At 67.4% G+C, this 16,181-nt stretch carries 12 protein-coding genes, 1 pseudogene and 1 riboswitch; of the genes and pseudogenes, 10 read left to right on the top strand and 3 right to left on the bottom strand.

Going from position 1 to position 16,181, the window contains the following annotated elements:
• Positions 1-118 precede the first annotated feature (118 nt).
• On the top strand, positions 119-1,444 hold the full coding sequence (gene eccB / locus CU_RS01840) for a type VII secretion protein EccB (protein WP_012359618.1): 1,326 nt from the start codon (positions 119-121) through the stop codon (positions 1,442-1,444).
• 320 nt (positions 1,445-1,764) lie between these two features.
• Here eccB and CU_RS10885 read toward each other — a convergent pair.
• Positions 1,765-2,643, bottom strand: a pseudogene (locus CU_RS10885) (S8/S53 family peptidase); the annotation flags it as partial.
• Positions 2,640-3,818: an EsaB/YukD family protein gene (locus CU_RS01845; protein ID WP_041628455.1), complete on the bottom strand. Its 1,179-nt coding sequence runs from the start codon at positions 3,816-3,818 to the stop codon at positions 2,640-2,642. The gene CU_RS01845 and the pseudogene CU_RS10885, both read right to left, overlap by 4 nt.
• 282 nt (positions 3,819-4,100) lie before the next feature.
• On the opposite strand from CU_RS01845, the gene CU_RS01850 reads away from it, so the two are divergent.
• The 4 genes from CU_RS01850 to CU_RS01865 all read left to right on the top strand — a co-directional run bounded on the left by CU_RS01850 (position 4,101) and on the right by CU_RS01865 (position 10,513).
• On the top strand, positions 4,101-7,586 hold the full coding sequence (locus CU_RS01850) for an FtsK/SpoIIIE domain-containing protein (protein ID WP_012359621.1): 3,486 nt from the start codon (positions 4,101-4,103) through the stop codon (positions 7,584-7,586).
• The gene (locus CU_RS01855; protein WP_012359622.1) at positions 7,586-9,022 is read left to right on the top strand and encodes a type VII secretion-associated protein; all 1,437 of its coding nucleotides are present in this window, start codon (positions 7,586-7,588) and stop codon (positions 9,020-9,022) included. Before CU_RS01850 ends, CU_RS01855 begins: the two co-directional genes overlap by 1 nt.
• Positions 9,023-9,337: 315 nt before the next feature.
• A complete protein-coding gene (locus CU_RS01860; protein ID WP_050816659.1) occupies positions 9,338-9,832 on the top strand; it encodes a 2'-5' RNA ligase family protein in 495 nt (164 codons plus the stop codon).
• Positions 9,833-9,910: 78 nt separating this feature from the next.
• Positions 9,911-10,513 (top strand): hypothetical protein, encoded by a 603-nt coding sequence (locus tag CU_RS01865; protein WP_012359624.1) that lies wholly within the window; start codon positions 9,911-9,913, stop codon positions 10,511-10,513.
• Between the two features lie 124 nt (positions 10,514-10,637).
• On the opposite strand, the gene CU_RS01870 is transcribed toward CU_RS01865, so the two are convergent.
• Complete coding sequence (locus tag CU_RS01870) at positions 10,638-11,360, bottom strand: DNA methyltransferase (protein ID WP_231837717.1); 723 nt, start codon at positions 11,358-11,360, stop codon at positions 10,638-10,640.
• A gap of 579 nt (positions 11,361-11,939) precedes the next feature.
• Here CU_RS01870 and CU_RS01875 point away from each other — a divergent pair.
• The 5 genes from CU_RS01875 (at position 11,940) to CU_RS01895 (ending at position 16,050) form a co-directional block, all read left to right on the top strand.
• Positions 11,940-12,224, top strand: a complete 285-nt coding sequence (locus CU_RS01875) for a WXG100 family type VII secretion target (RefSeq protein ID WP_012359626.1) — start codon at positions 11,940-11,942, stop codon at positions 12,222-12,224.
• Positions 12,225-12,299: 75 nt separating this feature from the next.
• On the top strand, positions 12,300-12,581 hold the full coding sequence (locus CU_RS01880) for a WXG100 family type VII secretion target (RefSeq protein WP_012359627.1): 282 nt from the start codon (positions 12,300-12,302) through the stop codon (positions 12,579-12,581).
• A 467-nt stretch (positions 12,582-13,048) separates the two neighbouring features.
• Positions 13,049-13,492, top strand: a complete 444-nt coding sequence (rplM, locus tag CU_RS01885; protein ID WP_015381272.1) for a 50S ribosomal protein L13 — start codon at positions 13,049-13,051, stop codon at positions 13,490-13,492.
• Complete coding sequence (gene rpsI, locus CU_RS01890) at positions 13,492-14,037, top strand: 30S ribosomal protein S9 (protein ID WP_012359629.1); 546 nt, start codon at positions 13,492-13,494, stop codon at positions 14,035-14,037. Before rplM ends, rpsI begins: the two co-directional genes overlap by 1 nt.
• Before the next feature lie 231 nt (positions 14,038-14,268).
• Positions 14,269-14,419: riboswitch (TPP riboswitch) on the top strand.
• Positions 14,413-16,050, top strand: a complete 1,638-nt coding sequence (locus tag CU_RS01895; protein ID WP_012359630.1) for a bifunctional hydroxymethylpyrimidine kinase/phosphomethylpyrimidine kinase — start codon at positions 14,413-14,415, stop codon at positions 16,048-16,050. It overlaps the preceding riboswitch by 7 nt.
• The last annotated feature ends 131 nt before the right edge of the window (positions 16,051-16,181 follow it).

The following is a 16,181-nucleotide window of genomic DNA, read 5'->3' on the forward strand; positions in this document are numbered from 1 at the left end:
ACCCACGCGCGCATTAGATTGAAGAAATCGCCCTCGGGGGAGGGTAGCAGTGCGGCCATTGCGGAAGGAACGCAGGCCACGCACGTGAGAAACAACGCACAGAATTCAGGGGGACATCGTGCGCACCACAAGTCTGCAAGTATCGGGCTACCGTTTTCTTCTCCGGCGGCTGGAGCTCGCGCTGGTCATCGGCGATCCGCGCATGGCCCACGACCCGCTACGCGCCCAACGCCGCAGTATCGGGGTCGGGTTTCTCGTGAGCGCGCTGATCGCGGGTGGTGCGGTGATGCTTTCGCTGTTGCGGCCGGCCCCGTCCATTGACGACGTCGCCCTCGTCGCCGACGAGCAGGGCAGCCTGCATGTCCGCCTGGAGGACGGTTTCCACCCGGTGAGCAACGTGGCGAGCGCCCGGTTGATGCTGCGCCAGCCGGTGGAGGTGAAGAACTCCACCGCCGCGCTGATCCAGGAAGGCAATGGGGGAGCGCCGATGGGGCCAGCGGTGGGCATTGGGCACGTGCCGGGGCTGAACCCCGCGCCGGTGCAGCAGTGGCTGGTGTGCGATACCTCGGAGGCCGCGGGAAAACCGGATACGCTGCAGGTGAGGGCCGTTGGGGAGGTGGAGAGCTACCAGCGGGGCGTGGTGCGCTCCGGCAAGGCGGTGTGGCTGATCGACGGGACCAAGCGCAGCCTCGCTGAAGGTGGGGCCGCGCGTGCCCTCGGGGCGGTGGAGATTTCGATGGCCCCGGAGCTGCTCAATCGCTTTGACGAGCAGGGCGATAGCTTGATCCCGCGGGGGCTCTCCGGGTTGAAGAAGCCCTTCCACCGGGCGGGGACGGTAGCGCACGCCGGTGACCGGGCATTCCTGGTTGGCCGTGGCGGGGTGTCGGAAGTGACCGGCCCGCGCCGGGAGTACGTGGAGGCCTTGGCCCCGGGCGGGAGCTTTGATGCGGACCTGGGGGCGGTCATGGCTCAGCCGACGGTTGATCTGCTGCCGAATGTGCCGGACCGGGAGGTTTCCTGGGCGCACCCGGAGCACAGCTGCCTGGGGGAGAAGGGCCTTGCGGAGCCGGCTGGTGACGGCGAGGGTGAGGGTGCCGGGGACTCCGGCGGTTCTGGTGACGGGTCCGGAGCCAGGGCTGGGGCTGGTGACAAGGAGGAGGGCCCGGCGCCGGATCCCCGGGCGGCTTACGCAGGACCTGCGGGCACGAGTGCGCTGCTCACCGAGCGCGGCTTCTTCCTCATCGATGCCACCGGCACCCGCTTCACGGTCGGCAAAGCCGAGGACCTCACGGCCCTCGGCTTCACCGAGCACACTCAGGTGCCCTGGCGGGTGATCTCCGGGCTGCCGGAAGGCGGGGTGCTCTCCGAAGCGAATGCCCGGGCGACGAGCACGAGCACTAGGGCCACCGCCAACACTGCGGAGAGCACCAACGGCACCCGGTAGTCCGTCACCTGGTCGGCGACGGGCGCGGCGGTGACCGCCACCGGGACCTCAGCCACAGCGTTGTCCGCGAGGTCGACGGGTGCATCGAAGGCACCGGATGTGGCCGCGTCGTGGGCCCCGGCTTCGCTGCCGGGGCCGTTGGCATGAGGGTTGCCGGGACGGCCTGCATGGGCGTGCTCCACTGCAGCGTCTCCAGATTGATCCTGGTCCGCCGCGCGTTCCCGTTGCTGCTCGCGAGCCAGGCTTAGGGCAGCCGAAGGATCCACGACCCGAGCGGTCTGCAGTCCCTCTACACCGTCGACAGCACCACCTGGTTGCGCGGTCTCCCGTAGCAGGCCTGTCACCTCTGCGGCAGTGAGTTCCGGGCGGAGCTGCCAGACCATCGCAGCCACCCCGCTGACCACGGGTGCGGCGAAACTCGTGCCGATGAAGGGCTCCGGCGATCCCACCACTGGCGGGCCATCGCCCACCTGCGCGACCACCGGGCCTCCCGGCGCGTAGATATCCGCGGGTACCCCAGCTAGCCCATAGGCGGCGGGGACTCGGCCGCTGTTTAGGACGGCTGGTGCGGGTTGCTCGCCGGGCGAACCACCACCTCCTGCGGTGCTTGCCGCCGTGGAGCCTCCGGTAGACCCGGCCCCACCAGCGCCTATCGTGGTGTCGCCCTCCACAGCCCCGACGGACAGCACCCCTGGCAGGGAGGCTGGGAACGTCGCAGTGCCGGCGTCGCACTGCCCCATGTTTCCGATGGGGGCGACGACCAGTGCGTTGTCGGCGACGAGCTCGCGCACCGCCTTCTCCAATGCGGGGGCGGGTTCGCAGGTAACCATCGAGACGTTGACGATCTTGTGTTTGGCCTTGACCTTCCGTGCCTGTTCGAGGGCCGTGACCAGCTCCGCGACAGTGCCCTCCACCGCGTCGGGCCTAGCGGCGTGCCGGAGGCTATGGATATGCGCTCCTGGCGCGGCCTGCGCGGCGGTCGTGGCCACTGCGGTGCCGTGCAGAATGCACGAGTCCCGTTCCCCGGTCGCCCCCGGCAGAGCCACGCCCGTGTCCACCACGATGATGGTGCTGCCGTGGCCGGTGGCGAGGTCGTGTGGATATGCCGGTGCTGGCAGGTGAAGGTCCGGGTCGCGTGCCTGTTCCTGGCAGTTGAGGTTGATGTTCCCACGTGCGGGAGCTGCTGGTGGGGGAGTCATCCGAGCCCCCTGATCAGCTCAAACACGCCCGCACCATGCAGCGCCAGCGGTACGGCGGCGCAGAAGGCCACGGACTCCAGGGCGTCGATGATTCGGCCCACCCGGGGCGAGGAGATCTGCGCCAATGGCAGGGCGACCAACACCAGCGCGAGCACACCCCACGGCACCTGATGGCCCAGCCACACGATCGAACAACCCGCCATCACGGCCAGCGCATTGGCGTGGAAGGGGCGCGTGCCGCGGGCAGAGAGTGCGGCCACGACCAGCGTCACCACCAGCAGCACCGTCCACAGCGACGGGGTGGGCCCACCCCACGGCAGCAGCTGCACGACGGCGGCGAACAACCACGCGCACGCTGCCGCCACCAGGGCAGAATGCACCTGCACCACCGGGCCGGCCTCGTTGGCCACCGGATCGCGGAACACGCCAGCGGCCGGCACGCGCGGGATCACGACCTTCGCGATGGCCAGCGCCAACTGGCCGGAATAGATCAGCAGCACCACCGCTGCCAGCGCAGTGATCGGCGGCCAGAAGTTGATGGCTGCCAGCACCGCAGTCGCGATCGTGCCCACCCGTACCGGCCCCGGCCGCCACACCAACAGCGCAGCGACCACGCAGCCAACCAGCACGTTCACGTTCAACCCCGCGGCGAAACCCAAGGCCGCTGCCACGGGGACAAACCGTCGATCAAGCAGGCTCAGTGCGGCCACCGCCACCGCAGCGAAGGCTCCAAACACCAACGGCAACAACACCGCCAGGTCGACCCCACCGCCTGTGGCGGCGTCCTGAAAACCAAAATGAGCGGCACCGTGGAAATCCAACGGATGCCACAACGGGCTCGCGCGGAAGGCGAGCAACACCACGGCAGCAGCCACGATCCACGCCGCGTAATTGGTGCCGACGTCCCCGGATAACTCATCCGCCGCCTCCAACGGCGGGGCGGGCGGCTCGGCGGGCTTGCGGCAGTGTAAAGCCAAGGCCTCGCCCGCGTGGATCCCGGCTTCTGCGAGCGACTGCTCCGGCGCGACCACCCCGACCGCGCGGCGCAGCTCCCACAACTGGCCCGGCTCCGGGTCCACGAGATGCGGAATGAGCTCAGCGACCGGCACGTGATCCGCCACCGCGGCGTTAATCACCTTGCCCGTGCTGGGCACAGAAATGCTGATGGCAATCAAAAAATCCCCCTCGAATTGTCCCCCAATAATTCGCCCCGACCCGTGTACTCCAGCCGGGACTGAACAGAACAATAGCGGGTGGGGCGGACACGGGGGTGGCAAATTGGGGGATTTCGCCACGCGATGTCTCCACCGGGGTCTATGTTTAGGCGCACACGGCCATTGAGCTACCTCGTGCGGCGCATTCGCGCTGGGCACACGGGGTAGGGGGAGTGCCAGCAACCTGCGGGGGCAGGGGCGCGAGTGGCCGGTTGAGGGGTTCAACACGAGGGGGAAACCGCGGTGAAAGCGCAATCACCACCAACTTTGCCGAAGGAAAAACAGCCCTTCGTCCGCATTCTCATGCCCGCGATCATGCTGGTCGCGGTACTGGGGATGGTCGCGGCGATGGTGATGTCCGGGGCGGGGCGTTCGCCCATGACGTTCATCTTTCCGCTGATGATGTTGGGTTCGATGGCGATGATGTTCCAGTCCGGTACGGACGTCAACGAGGTCCGTAGGGGGTTCCACCGGCACCTGGACGCGCTGTCCGATTCGGTCAAGAAAGCCCGGCGCGAGCAGCTGGTTCGTATGAACCGGGAGCATCCGCACCCGGGCACGCTGTGGAATCACATCCATGCCGGCGAGTTGCCGAGCGCGGCACCTGGGGTGGTGCGCATCGGTGTTGCGATGCAGGCGCCGGATGATCCGCTGGAGATCCCGGTCAACGCCCCGCCGGAGGACCTGGAGCCGGTGAGCGCGATGAGCCTGCGTGACCTGGCGCTGCGCACCGCGACGATCGAGGCGCCGGTGGCGGTGGACGTGCGCGCATTCCCGTATATCGCGATCGTTGGCGACGGTGCGGCGGGGTTGGCGCGTGCGATGCAGGCGCAGCTGGTCGCCCAGCCCCCGGAGGACGTCGGCGTGCGCGGGCCGCATGATCAGTGGCTGCCCCATGATGGGTCGGTGCGGGTGAACTTCTGCACGGGCGCGGACCCGGTGACGTTGAACTCGGTGGTGGTGGAGCCCAGCAGCGAGTGGGTGGATGCCGCGCAGAGCCAGGGGTTGTACTTGCACGTCGCGGGGGCTGAGGAAGGCTTCGCGATGAGCGCGTGGACCGTTGATGGTTGGGCGCCCTTCGGCTTGGCGGACCAGCTCAGCGACGTGGAGCTGGCGATGGTGTGCCGGGCGCGCTCCCAGGTGACTTCGGGGACGAGCTTGCTAGAGCTGCCGGGCGGGGACCTGCGCGCCCCGATTGGGTTCTCTGGCGCGCCGGTGTACCTGGACATCAAGGAATCCGCGCTGGGCGGGATTGGTCCACACGGCCTGTGCATCGGGGCGACGGGCTCGGGTAAATCGGAACTGCTGAAATCCGTGGTGGTCAGCTTCGCGCACAACCACAGCCCGGAGGAGCTGAACTTCATCCTCGTGGACTTCAAGGGTGGCGCCGCCTTCCTGGGCTTGGACAAGCTGCCACACACCTCCGCGGTGATCACCAACCTGGTGGATGAAGCCGGGCTGGTGGATCGCATGCAGGACTCGCTGCTCGGTGAGATGCACCGGCGGCAGGAGCGGCTGCGGGCGGCTGGCATGTCCACGGCCCTGGAGTTCAACGAGGCCTTTCCGGGTCAGATGCCGGCGCTGTTCATCGTCGTGGATGAGTTTTCTGAGCTGCTGCAGAACCGGCCGGAATTCGCGGAGGTTTTCGCCGCGATCGGGCGGCTGGGGCGCAGCCTGCGGATGCACCTTCTGCTGGCCAGCCAGCGTTTCGAGGAGGGGAGGCTGCGCGGCCTGGAATCCCACCTGAGCTACCGGATCGCGCTGCGGACCTTCTCAGCCGCGGAGTCGCGGGCGCTGATCGGCTCCACCGCGGCCTTCGAGCTGCCAGCCAACCCGGGTGCGGCGATCCTTTCGGCCCACGATACGGTGCGTTTCCACAGTGCCTATGTGTCTGGCCCGGAGCTGCCACGTGACCAGCGGTTGATCCAGGAGCTCGGCAGCGAGGTGGAGTCCACGACCACCACCCTGCAGCTGGTGGTCGACCGGCTGCAGGGGCCGAATAAGAACCCGATCTGGCTGCCACCACTACCCACGATGCTTCCAGCCCACGAGGTGCTGGCGGACGCGGGTGCTGGCACGCCGGAAGGGAGCGCCGGGAACTCCGGGACGGCGGCCGCAGCGGGTACGGCAGCGGCGTCGTCGGTAAAGATGGAACCGCTGACGGCGGCGATCGGGCTGGAAGACCTGCCGTTCGAAGGGGTGCAGCGGACCTACCGGATGGACCTGAACCGGCGGCACTGGGCGATCGTCGGCCAACCACGGACGGGCAAGACGATGGCGGTGCGTGCGCTCGTGCTCGCACTCGGGCTGAGCAGCCCGGGCGTGCCGATCTATATTTTCGACCCCGGTGGTTCGCTGCGCGATCTGGCGCGATTGCCGCAGGTCGCGGCGGTGGTCGGCCCGGAGCACGCGGGGCGCCTGCTGGACGAGGTGGACCTGGTGGAAGGGCCACGCGTGCTGATCGTGGACGGGCTGGACCAGCTCACCGCGATTGGGGAGGAGGAGCAGCGGCTCATCCAGCTCGCCACCAGTGGGCTGGAACGCGGCCTGCACGTGGTGGTCACCGCGCTGCGCTGGAACTTCCGGCCCTCGCTGCGTGACGTGCTGACCGGACACGTGGAGATGAAGATGACCGCGCTGGATGCCGAGTTCCGGGAGGCGCAGAAGTCCCTGCCGGACGTGCCGGGGCGGGGCGTGTCGCACAACGGCAAGCACATCCAGGTGGCGTTCTGCGCTGCCCAAGATGTGGAGCACGTGCGCAAAGTCAGCGTGGCCCGGGGCGAGAAGGATGTTGCGATGCGGGTCCTGCCGGACCGGATCGGGCTGGCGGAGCTGTTGGACGGCGTGCCGGGGTGTGGATCCGCGCCGGGCGCGGATGCCGGTGCCAGCGGTTTTGGCGCGGGCACAGCTCCGGCCGGCAGGCACGCTGCGGTGGACTCAACGGGGGTGGACTCAGCTGGAGTAGACTCAGCCGGGGAGGCAGCAGCAGGTACAGCCGAGATCGGTACACAAGCCCCGGTGGTGCCCTTCGCTCTCGGTGGACCCCGCCTGGATGCGGTGGCTTGGGACAGCGGAGAGTTCCCGCACCTGGTCGTCATCGGCCAAGCCGGGGCAGGCGCGACTAGTGCGCTGCGCACGGTGGCCGCCAGCATCAACCAGCTGCCCGAAGGTCGCGCGGAAGTGTTGGCCACGGACACCCGGCGCGGCCTGCTCGGCAGCCCCGGTTACCTGGGCGCGGAGCAGTTCCGCCAGCGCCTTGCCGAATGGGTCGAGGTGCTGCAGTCCCGCGTGCCGAAGGACGTCTCCGTCGAGCAACTCCGGGACCGTTCCTGGTGGTCCGGGCCGGAGCTGTTCCTCATCGTGGACGATTCGGATAACGACCCAGGCCTCGACGCGCTGGTGCCGTTGCTGCCCTACGCGGCGGACATTGGCCTGCACCTGGTGCTTGCCCGGCGTTCGGGGCAGTTCGCCCGCTCGGCCTTCCAGCCACTCATGCAGGCGATGCGCGACCACAGCGCGTGGTTGCTGCTCTCCGCGCCGCGTGAGGACGGTCCGATCGCGGGCCAGAAACTGTGCCGACGCCAACCCGGCCGCGGCGTGTACGTCCACGCGGAATCCTGGCTGGTCCAGGTCGCAGAAGCGGAGGTCGGTGCATCGTCAAAACCAGTTGAAGCTTGTGAACAAACCGGAACCGGCGCCACGGGTGCGTCCGGGAAGGAGGAAGAGTGATGAATCCGAGTGCAACCAAACCCCCGATCCCAGCGATGGGGCTGCTCGCGGAGGCCGTTGCCCGCTATGAGTCGGGGTTGCTGGTCCACGGTGACCAGGTCACGGACCTGCTCACCGGGTTCAGTCTCACGATGCCTCCTATCACCGGGCCCGATACAGCCAGCACACTCGCGTTCCGCGGCAGCGGGATTGACCTGCAGGAGCTGGACGACCTCACCGAACTGGTCACCCAAGTAATGCAGCAGCGGATGAATAGTCCGCACGCAGCGGGGCTGGACTCCGGTATCCCGCGGGACCACTTCCCCTATGGAGTGGGTGAGTCCGAGCCGGACGTGCTGGTCACGGGTGGGCAGGCTGCCCCAATCGCCACCTACCTGCGCGCGGCGGGATTCCGGGCGCGGGTGGTGGACACCCAGTACGCGATGAACCTGGCCAGCAGCCTCGCGGTCGCACAACAGGAGCTATTGGCGCTGAGCCCGGAAGAGCCGATGAGGGCGGGCGCCGGGGCCACGGGTGTCGCCGGAAGTGGCGCGGATGCCGGGAAGCTTACGCACGCGGAAGCACTCGGGCAGGGAGCGCCCGCGCCGGGCGTGCCTTCCGAAGAAGAGCCGCGGGCGACACCCAACCGGGTTCTGTCCTGGGACCTTTCGGGCTCGCGGGACAAGGCTGGGCCAACTCGGCCCGCAGTAAACCGTGGGGGAGCGGGTGCGGCGGCACCGCGGAAACTCCCGCTGGGAGCCAGCCCGGTGGCTGCGGCCTTCGTCGCGATCATCATCGTGGCTGGAGCAATGGCCGCCGGGCTCGCGCTGGACGCTGCCGGTGGTGCCGGGGAGGACACTCAGGCGGTCGCGAACGCCGAAGGCGGTGACGCTTCCGCCGGGCAGGCCGGGCAGGTCGAGCCAGGTGCCGGGGAGAGCGCCGGCGGGGAAGATGCCGGGGAGGGGGATTCGGACCGAAACCGCCAGCCAGAGACCCCGCCACCATTCACCCCGCCACCGAACCGGCCGGGCATGCAGGACCCGAAGATCAACGGCAAAGATGCCGACCACCGCGCCGCCGACCGTGCCGACGTCCCCGTGACAGCGGACTGGCCGAAGGGATGGAACCTCGCCGCAGCCACCCCGCAGCGGGAGACCTACCAGTCTGAGAAGGACGCCGGAATGCGCGTACTGCTCGCCGCTAAACCCGCACCACTGAAGAGCCAGGCCGAACTGGACAAAGCCGTGCTTAAAGCGCTGCGGGACGCGCCGGGCACGAAGGTCGCCAGTGAATCCCCGGTTAGCTACCGGGAGAAGTACCCGGACTCCGAAACGCTCTGGTACGTCCGGCTCGTGGATGGCCACCAGGTGTCCATCGGCTGCCAATACCGGGAACCCAACCCGGTGCGTTCGCGGGTCTGTGAGCAGGTGGTGGACTCGGCCCGGCCGGAGAAGTAAGCGCTGCGGCGCCGGCGCCCTTTCCACCGCACCCGGCGGGGAGAGGTGTCCGCCGGGGTGAGGCGAGCGCGGCACGCCGGGATGAGGCGCCCGCGCCAGGCGGGTGAGGCGCCCGCGCCAGGCGGGTGAGGTGTGTGCGTCCGTTCCGCCTCGACCATCTCGCCACGCCGGAACGATGCCATTGCCGAGTCAGTGCCGGGCCGAGGCCACGCCAGGGCCGCTTCGGGGTGCGCAGCCGCTTCGGTAGGGTGCAGGCAGAAGCGGTGCTTAGTGACAGCACCACAGGAACGGCTGGGAAGAGCGGAGGTGAACGCGGTGGCGTCCCCGGAAAACATCCTGCTGCACCTCGCGGAAGAACAAGAAGCGCAGGTCCGGGAGATCTTCGCCGCACTCGAGCAGCGGGGCTTTCCCACCCAACACCAGACCCCGCACATCACCATCACCTTCGCCCCGCGCATGGAACAGCCCGTCGTGGACCTGGCCGAAGAACTCCTCGCACCACTGATGCCCGCGACCCTGCAGCGGATGGGCACGGTCGTGTTCGGAACCCGGCGCAAGCAGACCGTCGCATGGCTGCTGGAAACCAGCGACGAGCTCGAAGCCGCGGCGCGCGCGATCAGCACCGCAAACCCGGAGGGGCGCGGCCCGCGTTGGATCCCGCACCTGACGATGGGGCTGCGCCTGCCGCGGGCCATCGTCCCGGACTACATCCGCGCCCTCGACGAACTCAGCCCGCCAGAACTGCGCCAGCTCACCGCGGCGGAAGCCGGCCTCCGCGTGCCGAGCACAGACCAGTTCTTCCCCTTTTAACTCCGCTGTTTCCCCGGGGGAGGGCGATCCCCCTCCCGGATCGGTTTTCGCGCAAAAACAATATAAGATTAGCGAATTATGACGAAGAAGCTTCTGTCCGCGCTCGCTGCGTTTTTCCTGGTCCTCGTCCTTCTGGGCGGTGGCTTCCTGTGGGGGAAGTCAAGCAACCTCGGAACGCCTGTGGAAACCGTCACCGAGCAGAGTAACTCAGAGGTTATTCACGCGGTCGAGCGTCGTGAGGAGATCGTGCTGCTCTCCACTGCCACCCAAGGGCTGCACACCACGCAGAACAGCGCGAAGCTCTTTAAGTGGGGCGTTCCGGGAAGCCAGAAGCTCAACATCCTGCAGTACAAGTTCACGGCCAAGCTAGGAATTGACGGCAAAGCTGTGAAAATCGAGGAGACCGAACCTGGTCACTTCAAGCTCACCATTCCGCCTTTTAAGTTCATTGGCTTTTCTGACCCAGAGTTCAAAACCGTGCACCAGCACGGGCAGGTTTTGAGCTTCGCGACGGCCAACATCGATAACGCCGAGGCTATCAACGAGGTGCTGAACAAGGAGAAGCGCCAGGAGCACATCCGGCTCAACCTGGGCCTGCTGAAGGACCAGACCAAGAACTTCTACGGCGGCATCGTTCACGCCATCGATCCCGAGGCGAAGCTGGAGTACGAGTTCAAGTAGCTAGGGCGCGCCCACCAGCGTGCGGCCCGGCTATGAAGCTCAACCCCGCAGTCCAGCCCGCCCGGTGACCTCAGCTCCACCACACCAGGCAGCTCCGCCTCCTCCAGCCAGCCCCGGCAGCCACCTACGCCTTGCGCCGGAAGACGAGCAGCGCGTCGCGGATGATGTCGTGCGGATACTCATCCCATTCGATCTCCACTACGGCCACCTGCTCTAGGTGCTCTGCCAGCAACTCGGCGCAGTCCGCGATCAGTGGGGTCAGCGCCCCCGCGTGGCGAATATCGCCCACGTTCCACACCACGTGCCCACCGGGAACCACCAGCCGCGCGCACTCGGCCGCCACTCCGCCCAGCTCCGCGAGGTAACGCCGATAGTCTCCGCCGCCGCACTCGTAAGCCTCCAGCGGATCGGCCTCGCCCTCCGTCGCGGCCATGTACGGCGGGGAAGTGAGCACCAGGTCCACTACTGGTCGCGGCTCGTTTTCTTGCCGATGTTCTGACGACGACGCCAACATCGGCAGGATCCGGCGCGCGTCTCCTGCGACCACGCTCGCCCCCGGTGCGGCGGCGCGAATTTGAGCCACTCGTTCCGGCAGCAGTTCGATGCCTCCGGCCCGCCGGTCGAGCCGCACGGCACGGATGAGTGTGGTTCCGAAGCCCGCGAAGGGATCAAAAACCAGGTCGCCCGGCGCAGAATATGCACGGATCACGTGGTCCACGATCGCGGTGCACATGTGGACGTCCTCGTCCGCGCCGGCAGGGCGATCCACGAGGAACTCGGCGATGCTCGTCCGCAGGGGTGTGGCGGGGGCTGCCGTTGGCGCATCCAGGGGCGGGGAAGGCGTCATGACCTGCAGTTTAGCCCGACGTCCTAAAAAGACCAGTGACCGGCCCGTGGCGTTTTGGGGCATCCCGGCCCCGTTCCCGCGTTGTGTATTGGACTCTGCCTCCGTGGGCGTTGCACTCCGACCCCTGCGTTTCGCCCGACCCCGTGTTCGTTGCACTCCGACCCCTGCGTTTCGCCCGACCCCGTGTTCGTTGCACTCCGACCCCGTGTGTTTGTGCTCTATCCCGTGTGTTTTGCGCTCCACCCCGTGTGTTTTGCAGAGTTTGATGCCGGAAATCGGGCCAAAAGCGGCATCAAACTCTGCAAAACGTGCTGGGGGTGCGGGGTGGGGAACGCGAGGGGAGCGCGGGGCACAGGAACGCAAGGGCAGGGAGTAGAGGGATAGGCCGGAACGCGGGGGGTGGGGAGGAGAGGGATGGGCCGGAACGCAGGAAGAGTGGGGTGGGGAACGCTGGGGAGCGGGTAGGCAGGGCGAGGAATTTGAAGGATTTTTTGGGAAACCGGGAACCTTTCGGGCCCATTAGTTGTCTAATACTTCTGACGGACCGATAACCGGTTCGCGAAAACATGGGGAGGGAACATGAGTTTTAGGACAGATGTCGCAACGATGACCGGGGCGGCCAGCAACGTTGACCAGGTCAACGCCAGCATCCAGGGGGAGCTGTCCCGGCTGCAGGGCATCGTCGCGGAAACCTCGGGCGTGTGGCGCGGCCAGGCGCAGGGGGCATTCCAGAACCTGATGGAGCGGTGGAACACCAGCGCCCGGGAGCTCAGCGAGGCGCTGAACAGCATCTCTGAGAACATCCGGGCCAACGCGCGTTCCTTCGACGACACCGAGCTCGAGAACATGCAGGCATTCCGCTAAACCAGCGATTGATGCGGCCGCTTCCGCAACAGAGGCCGCACCGCACAGAGAAAATCCAGGGGGGATTTGAGAACAATGATCAAGTACAACTTCGGCATGATCGCGCAGACAGCCGACGATATTAACCAGACCCGGGGGCGGATCAACGGCAATCTGGAGGACCTCAAGCAGCAGCTGCAGCCACTGGTTGCGGACTGGGAGGGCGAATCCTCGGAGGCTTACCAGCAGGCGCAGCTGCGCTGGGACCGCGCGGCCGCTGAGCTCAACGAGGTGCTCGGCCAGATCAGCGTGACGGTCCGCCAGGCCAACGATCGCATGAGCCAGATCAACACCTCGGCGGCCCGCAGCTGGGCGTAGCGGGCGGCGTAACTGACCACACCAGCCCGATCAGCTGAACCGGCCGAAGCGCTTGGAAGCCTGAACCGGCTGCGCACGCACCCCGTGGGGAACTGTCCCTGCGGGGTGTTGCCGTGTGTGGGGGTGCAGTGAAGAGCGCGTGGGCAAGGGACAGGACGCCACCGTTTTCCCGGGCAAGGGTCGTTCAAGAGGAGGACGTCGCCGTGCCCAGCCTTCCTCCGCATCGCACCGCGCGCGGTCGTGAAGCGCTCCGCCGGCGAGCCAGGAGGCGGGCGTAGCGACGTCCTAAAATTTGGCGTATGAGCTGCGGATAGCTAGGGTGTTAAAGGTTGCATAACGTGTCCTCGGGTCTCCACCGGCCGCCGAGGATCCTTGAGCAGCGGAAGAAACTGCCCCCGAGCAGTACATTCACCGCGCTCGAGCGCAGCTCTGGCTGGCAGTTCCGATTCGACCTACAGGAGTCCAACGTGACTACTTTCCACCCGAAGAGCGGTGACATTACCCGTAAGTGGTACGTCATCGACGCCACTGACGTGGTGCTGGGTCGCCTGGCCGTCACCGCAGCTGACCTGCTGCGCGGCAAGGGCAAGCCGACCTTCGCGCCGAACGTTGACTGCGGCGACAACGTCATCATTATCAACGCCGACAAGGTTCACATCTCCTCCAACAAGCGTGACCGCGAGATGCGCTACCGCCACTCTGGCTACCCAGGTGGCCTGAAGTCCATGACCCTGGGCCGTTCCCTGGAGCTGAACCCAGAGCGCGTCATCGAAGAGGCTGTCCGTGGCATGATGCCGCAGAACAAGCTGTCCAACGCTTCCGTTAAGAAGCTTCGCGTCTTCGCCGGCTCCGAGCACCCGTACGCTGCTCAGAAGCCAGAGACCTACGAGATCAAGCAGGTGGCACAGTAATGGCTGAGAACTTCGACAACACCGAGGCCTTCGAGAACGAGGCCGCACAGTACACCTCCACCGACGCTGCCAACGAGGAGTTCGTGGCATCCATCGGTGACTCCCTCAGCGTTGAGGGCCAGGAGGCCGAAGAGGCCGCACCGGCTGCTCCGCTGTACGAGGGCCCGATCCAGACCGTTGGTCGCCGTAAGCGCGCCATCGTCCGCGTCCGCATGGTTGAGGGCTCCGGCCAGATCACCTGCAACGGCCGCGCACTGGAGGACTACTTCCCGAACAAGCTCCACGAGCAGCTCATCAAGGACCCGCTGGTCCTGCTGGAGCGCGAGAACCAGTTCGACATCCAGGCAACCCTGACCGGCGGCGGCCCGTCCGGCCAGGCTGGTGCGATGCGTCTGGCTATCGCCCGCGCCCTGAACAAGTACAACCCGGAGGAGCGCACCCAGCTGAAGAAGGCTGGCTTCCTGACCCGCGACGCTCGTGCTGTCGAGCGTAAGAAGGCAGGTCTGCACGGTGCACGTCGTGCGCCGCAGTACTCCAAGCGCTAAACCTTCACCGGTTTTACCGCCCCAAACCCCCGCATCGGCTGTTTCGGCCGGGCGGGGGTTTCGGCGTTCCTGGGGCGGGAGTACGGGTGCATGCGCGGGATCCGGCCCAGGTGCAGGCGAGTCAAGGTGCGCGAGCCGCCCTGGGTGCTGAAACGGGCCGACCCCAGCTGCGGGGCTGGCCTCACGCCAACCCCAGCACTGCAGTTGCTAGGCTGTGGAGCCACAGGTCAAAAATAACGCAAGGGGTGCGGCCCCGACCGCGCGCAATCCGCGCGAATGCGCAGGTGGCAGATAATTGCCACCAGCCGTCGAGGCCGCTGAGAACACACCCTAAGAACCTGATCTAGTTCGTACTAGCGAAGGGATGCTCGCACTATGCACCACTCCACACTGTCCAACCAGCCCGGTACCAGCGGCGACGCGACCGCGAACACTGCCAACGCCAACCCAACCCCCGCGATCCCGCGCGTGCTGTCCATCGCGGGCACCGACCCCTCAGGCGGCGCGGGCCAGACCGCGGACCTGAAGTCCATCGCCGCGGCCGGTGGCTACGGCATGTCCGTCATCACCGCCCTGGTGTCCCAGAACACCCACGGCGTGCAGGCCATCGAGGAGATCGACCACGACTTCGTCCGTAAGCAGTTCGACTCGGTCTTCGGGGACGTCACCGTCGACGCCATCAAGATCGGCATGCTCGGCGACGCCGCGACCGTCGCCCTCGTCCGCGAGGCGCTGCGCGACAACCCCGCGCCCGTCGTCGTCCTCGACCCGGTCATGGTCTCCAGCTCTGGTCACCGCCTGCTGGAGGAGGACGCGGAGGACGCGGTGCGCGGCCTGGTTGCGGACGTGGACGTCATCACCCCGAACGTCCCCGAGCTCGCTGTCCTGACGGGGAAGGACGCCGCCACCGACTACGACGCCGCCGTCGCCCAGGCCCAGCCGCTCGCCAGGGAGAACGACACCATCGTCATCGTCAAGGGCGGCCACCTCAGCGGGGAGCGCGCGGACAACGCCGTCGTATACCCGGACGGGCGGGTGGACCGGGTGCCGACCTACCGCATCGATACGCGCAATACCCACGGCACCGGCTGCAGCCTCTCCTCGGCGCTGGCCACCCGCATGGGGCTCGGCGAGGACGCCGGGACCGCGCTGCGCTGGTCGACCCGCTGGCTGCACGAGGCGATCGAGAACGGTGAGAAGCTGCAGGTCGGCGACGGCACCGGCTTCGGCCCCGTCGACCATAGCCACCGTTCCCGCCGGCTGGAGCAGGTCGCGAGCAGCGAGATCTGGCCGCACCTGCGTGGCGAGCTGCCGGAAGGTCAGGGCTACGCCGCCGCCCCGACCCCGCACCTGGAACCGGCGGGGCCGCACACCCGCCGTCTGTGGGAGCTGACGGGCCAGGTGTGGCAGGAGATCATGGAGCTGCCGTTCATCCGTGGGCTGGCTTCCGGGCGACTGCCGGAGGAGGATTTCAACTTCTACCTCGCCCAGGACGCCCTGTACCTGAACCGCTACTCGCGCGCGCTGGCGGAGCTGTCCACCAAGGCGCCGGATTCCGCGGGCCAGGTGATGTGGGCGAACTCCGCGGCCGGCTGCATCGAGGGCGAGGCAGAGCTGCACCGTTCCTGGCTGAAGGGCCGTGGGATCGAGGACGCGTCCGCGAATCCGGTGGCGCCGTCCCCGGTCACGCTCGCGTACACGAACTTCCTGGTCGCGACGGCCGCCGTGGAGCCGTATGTGTGCGGGGTCGCCGGGGTGCTGCCGTGCTTCTGGCTGTACGCGGAGATCGGGCTGGAGCTGACGCGGGCGAATCACGACGCCCACCCGTTTAAGGCCTGGCTGGATACTTACGCTGACGAGGAGTTCCTCTCCGGGGCGCGGGAGGCGATCCAGCGCACCGAGGCGGCTTTCGAGGCGGCGAGCGAGGAGGAGCGGGAGGCGGCGACGTCCGCGTATCTCAACGCGGCGGTCTACGAGCGGGAGTTCTTCGACCAGGCAGATCGCCGCTGGTAGCAGGCGGTGGCGCTCGTCCCCACAGCGTGGACGATGACGTCCGTCCCTTCCGCTTAGCTTTCGACGGGGACGTCCCTGCTGGTTAGGGCCCGCCCTTTGGTGCGCCACCGCACCCGCTCGCGCCGCAACCC

The sequence above is a fragment of the Corynebacterium urealyticum DSM 7109 genome, assembly GCF_000069945.1.
Classification (GTDB): Bacteria; Actinomycetota; Actinomycetes; order Mycobacteriales; family Mycobacteriaceae; genus Corynebacterium; species Corynebacterium urealyticum.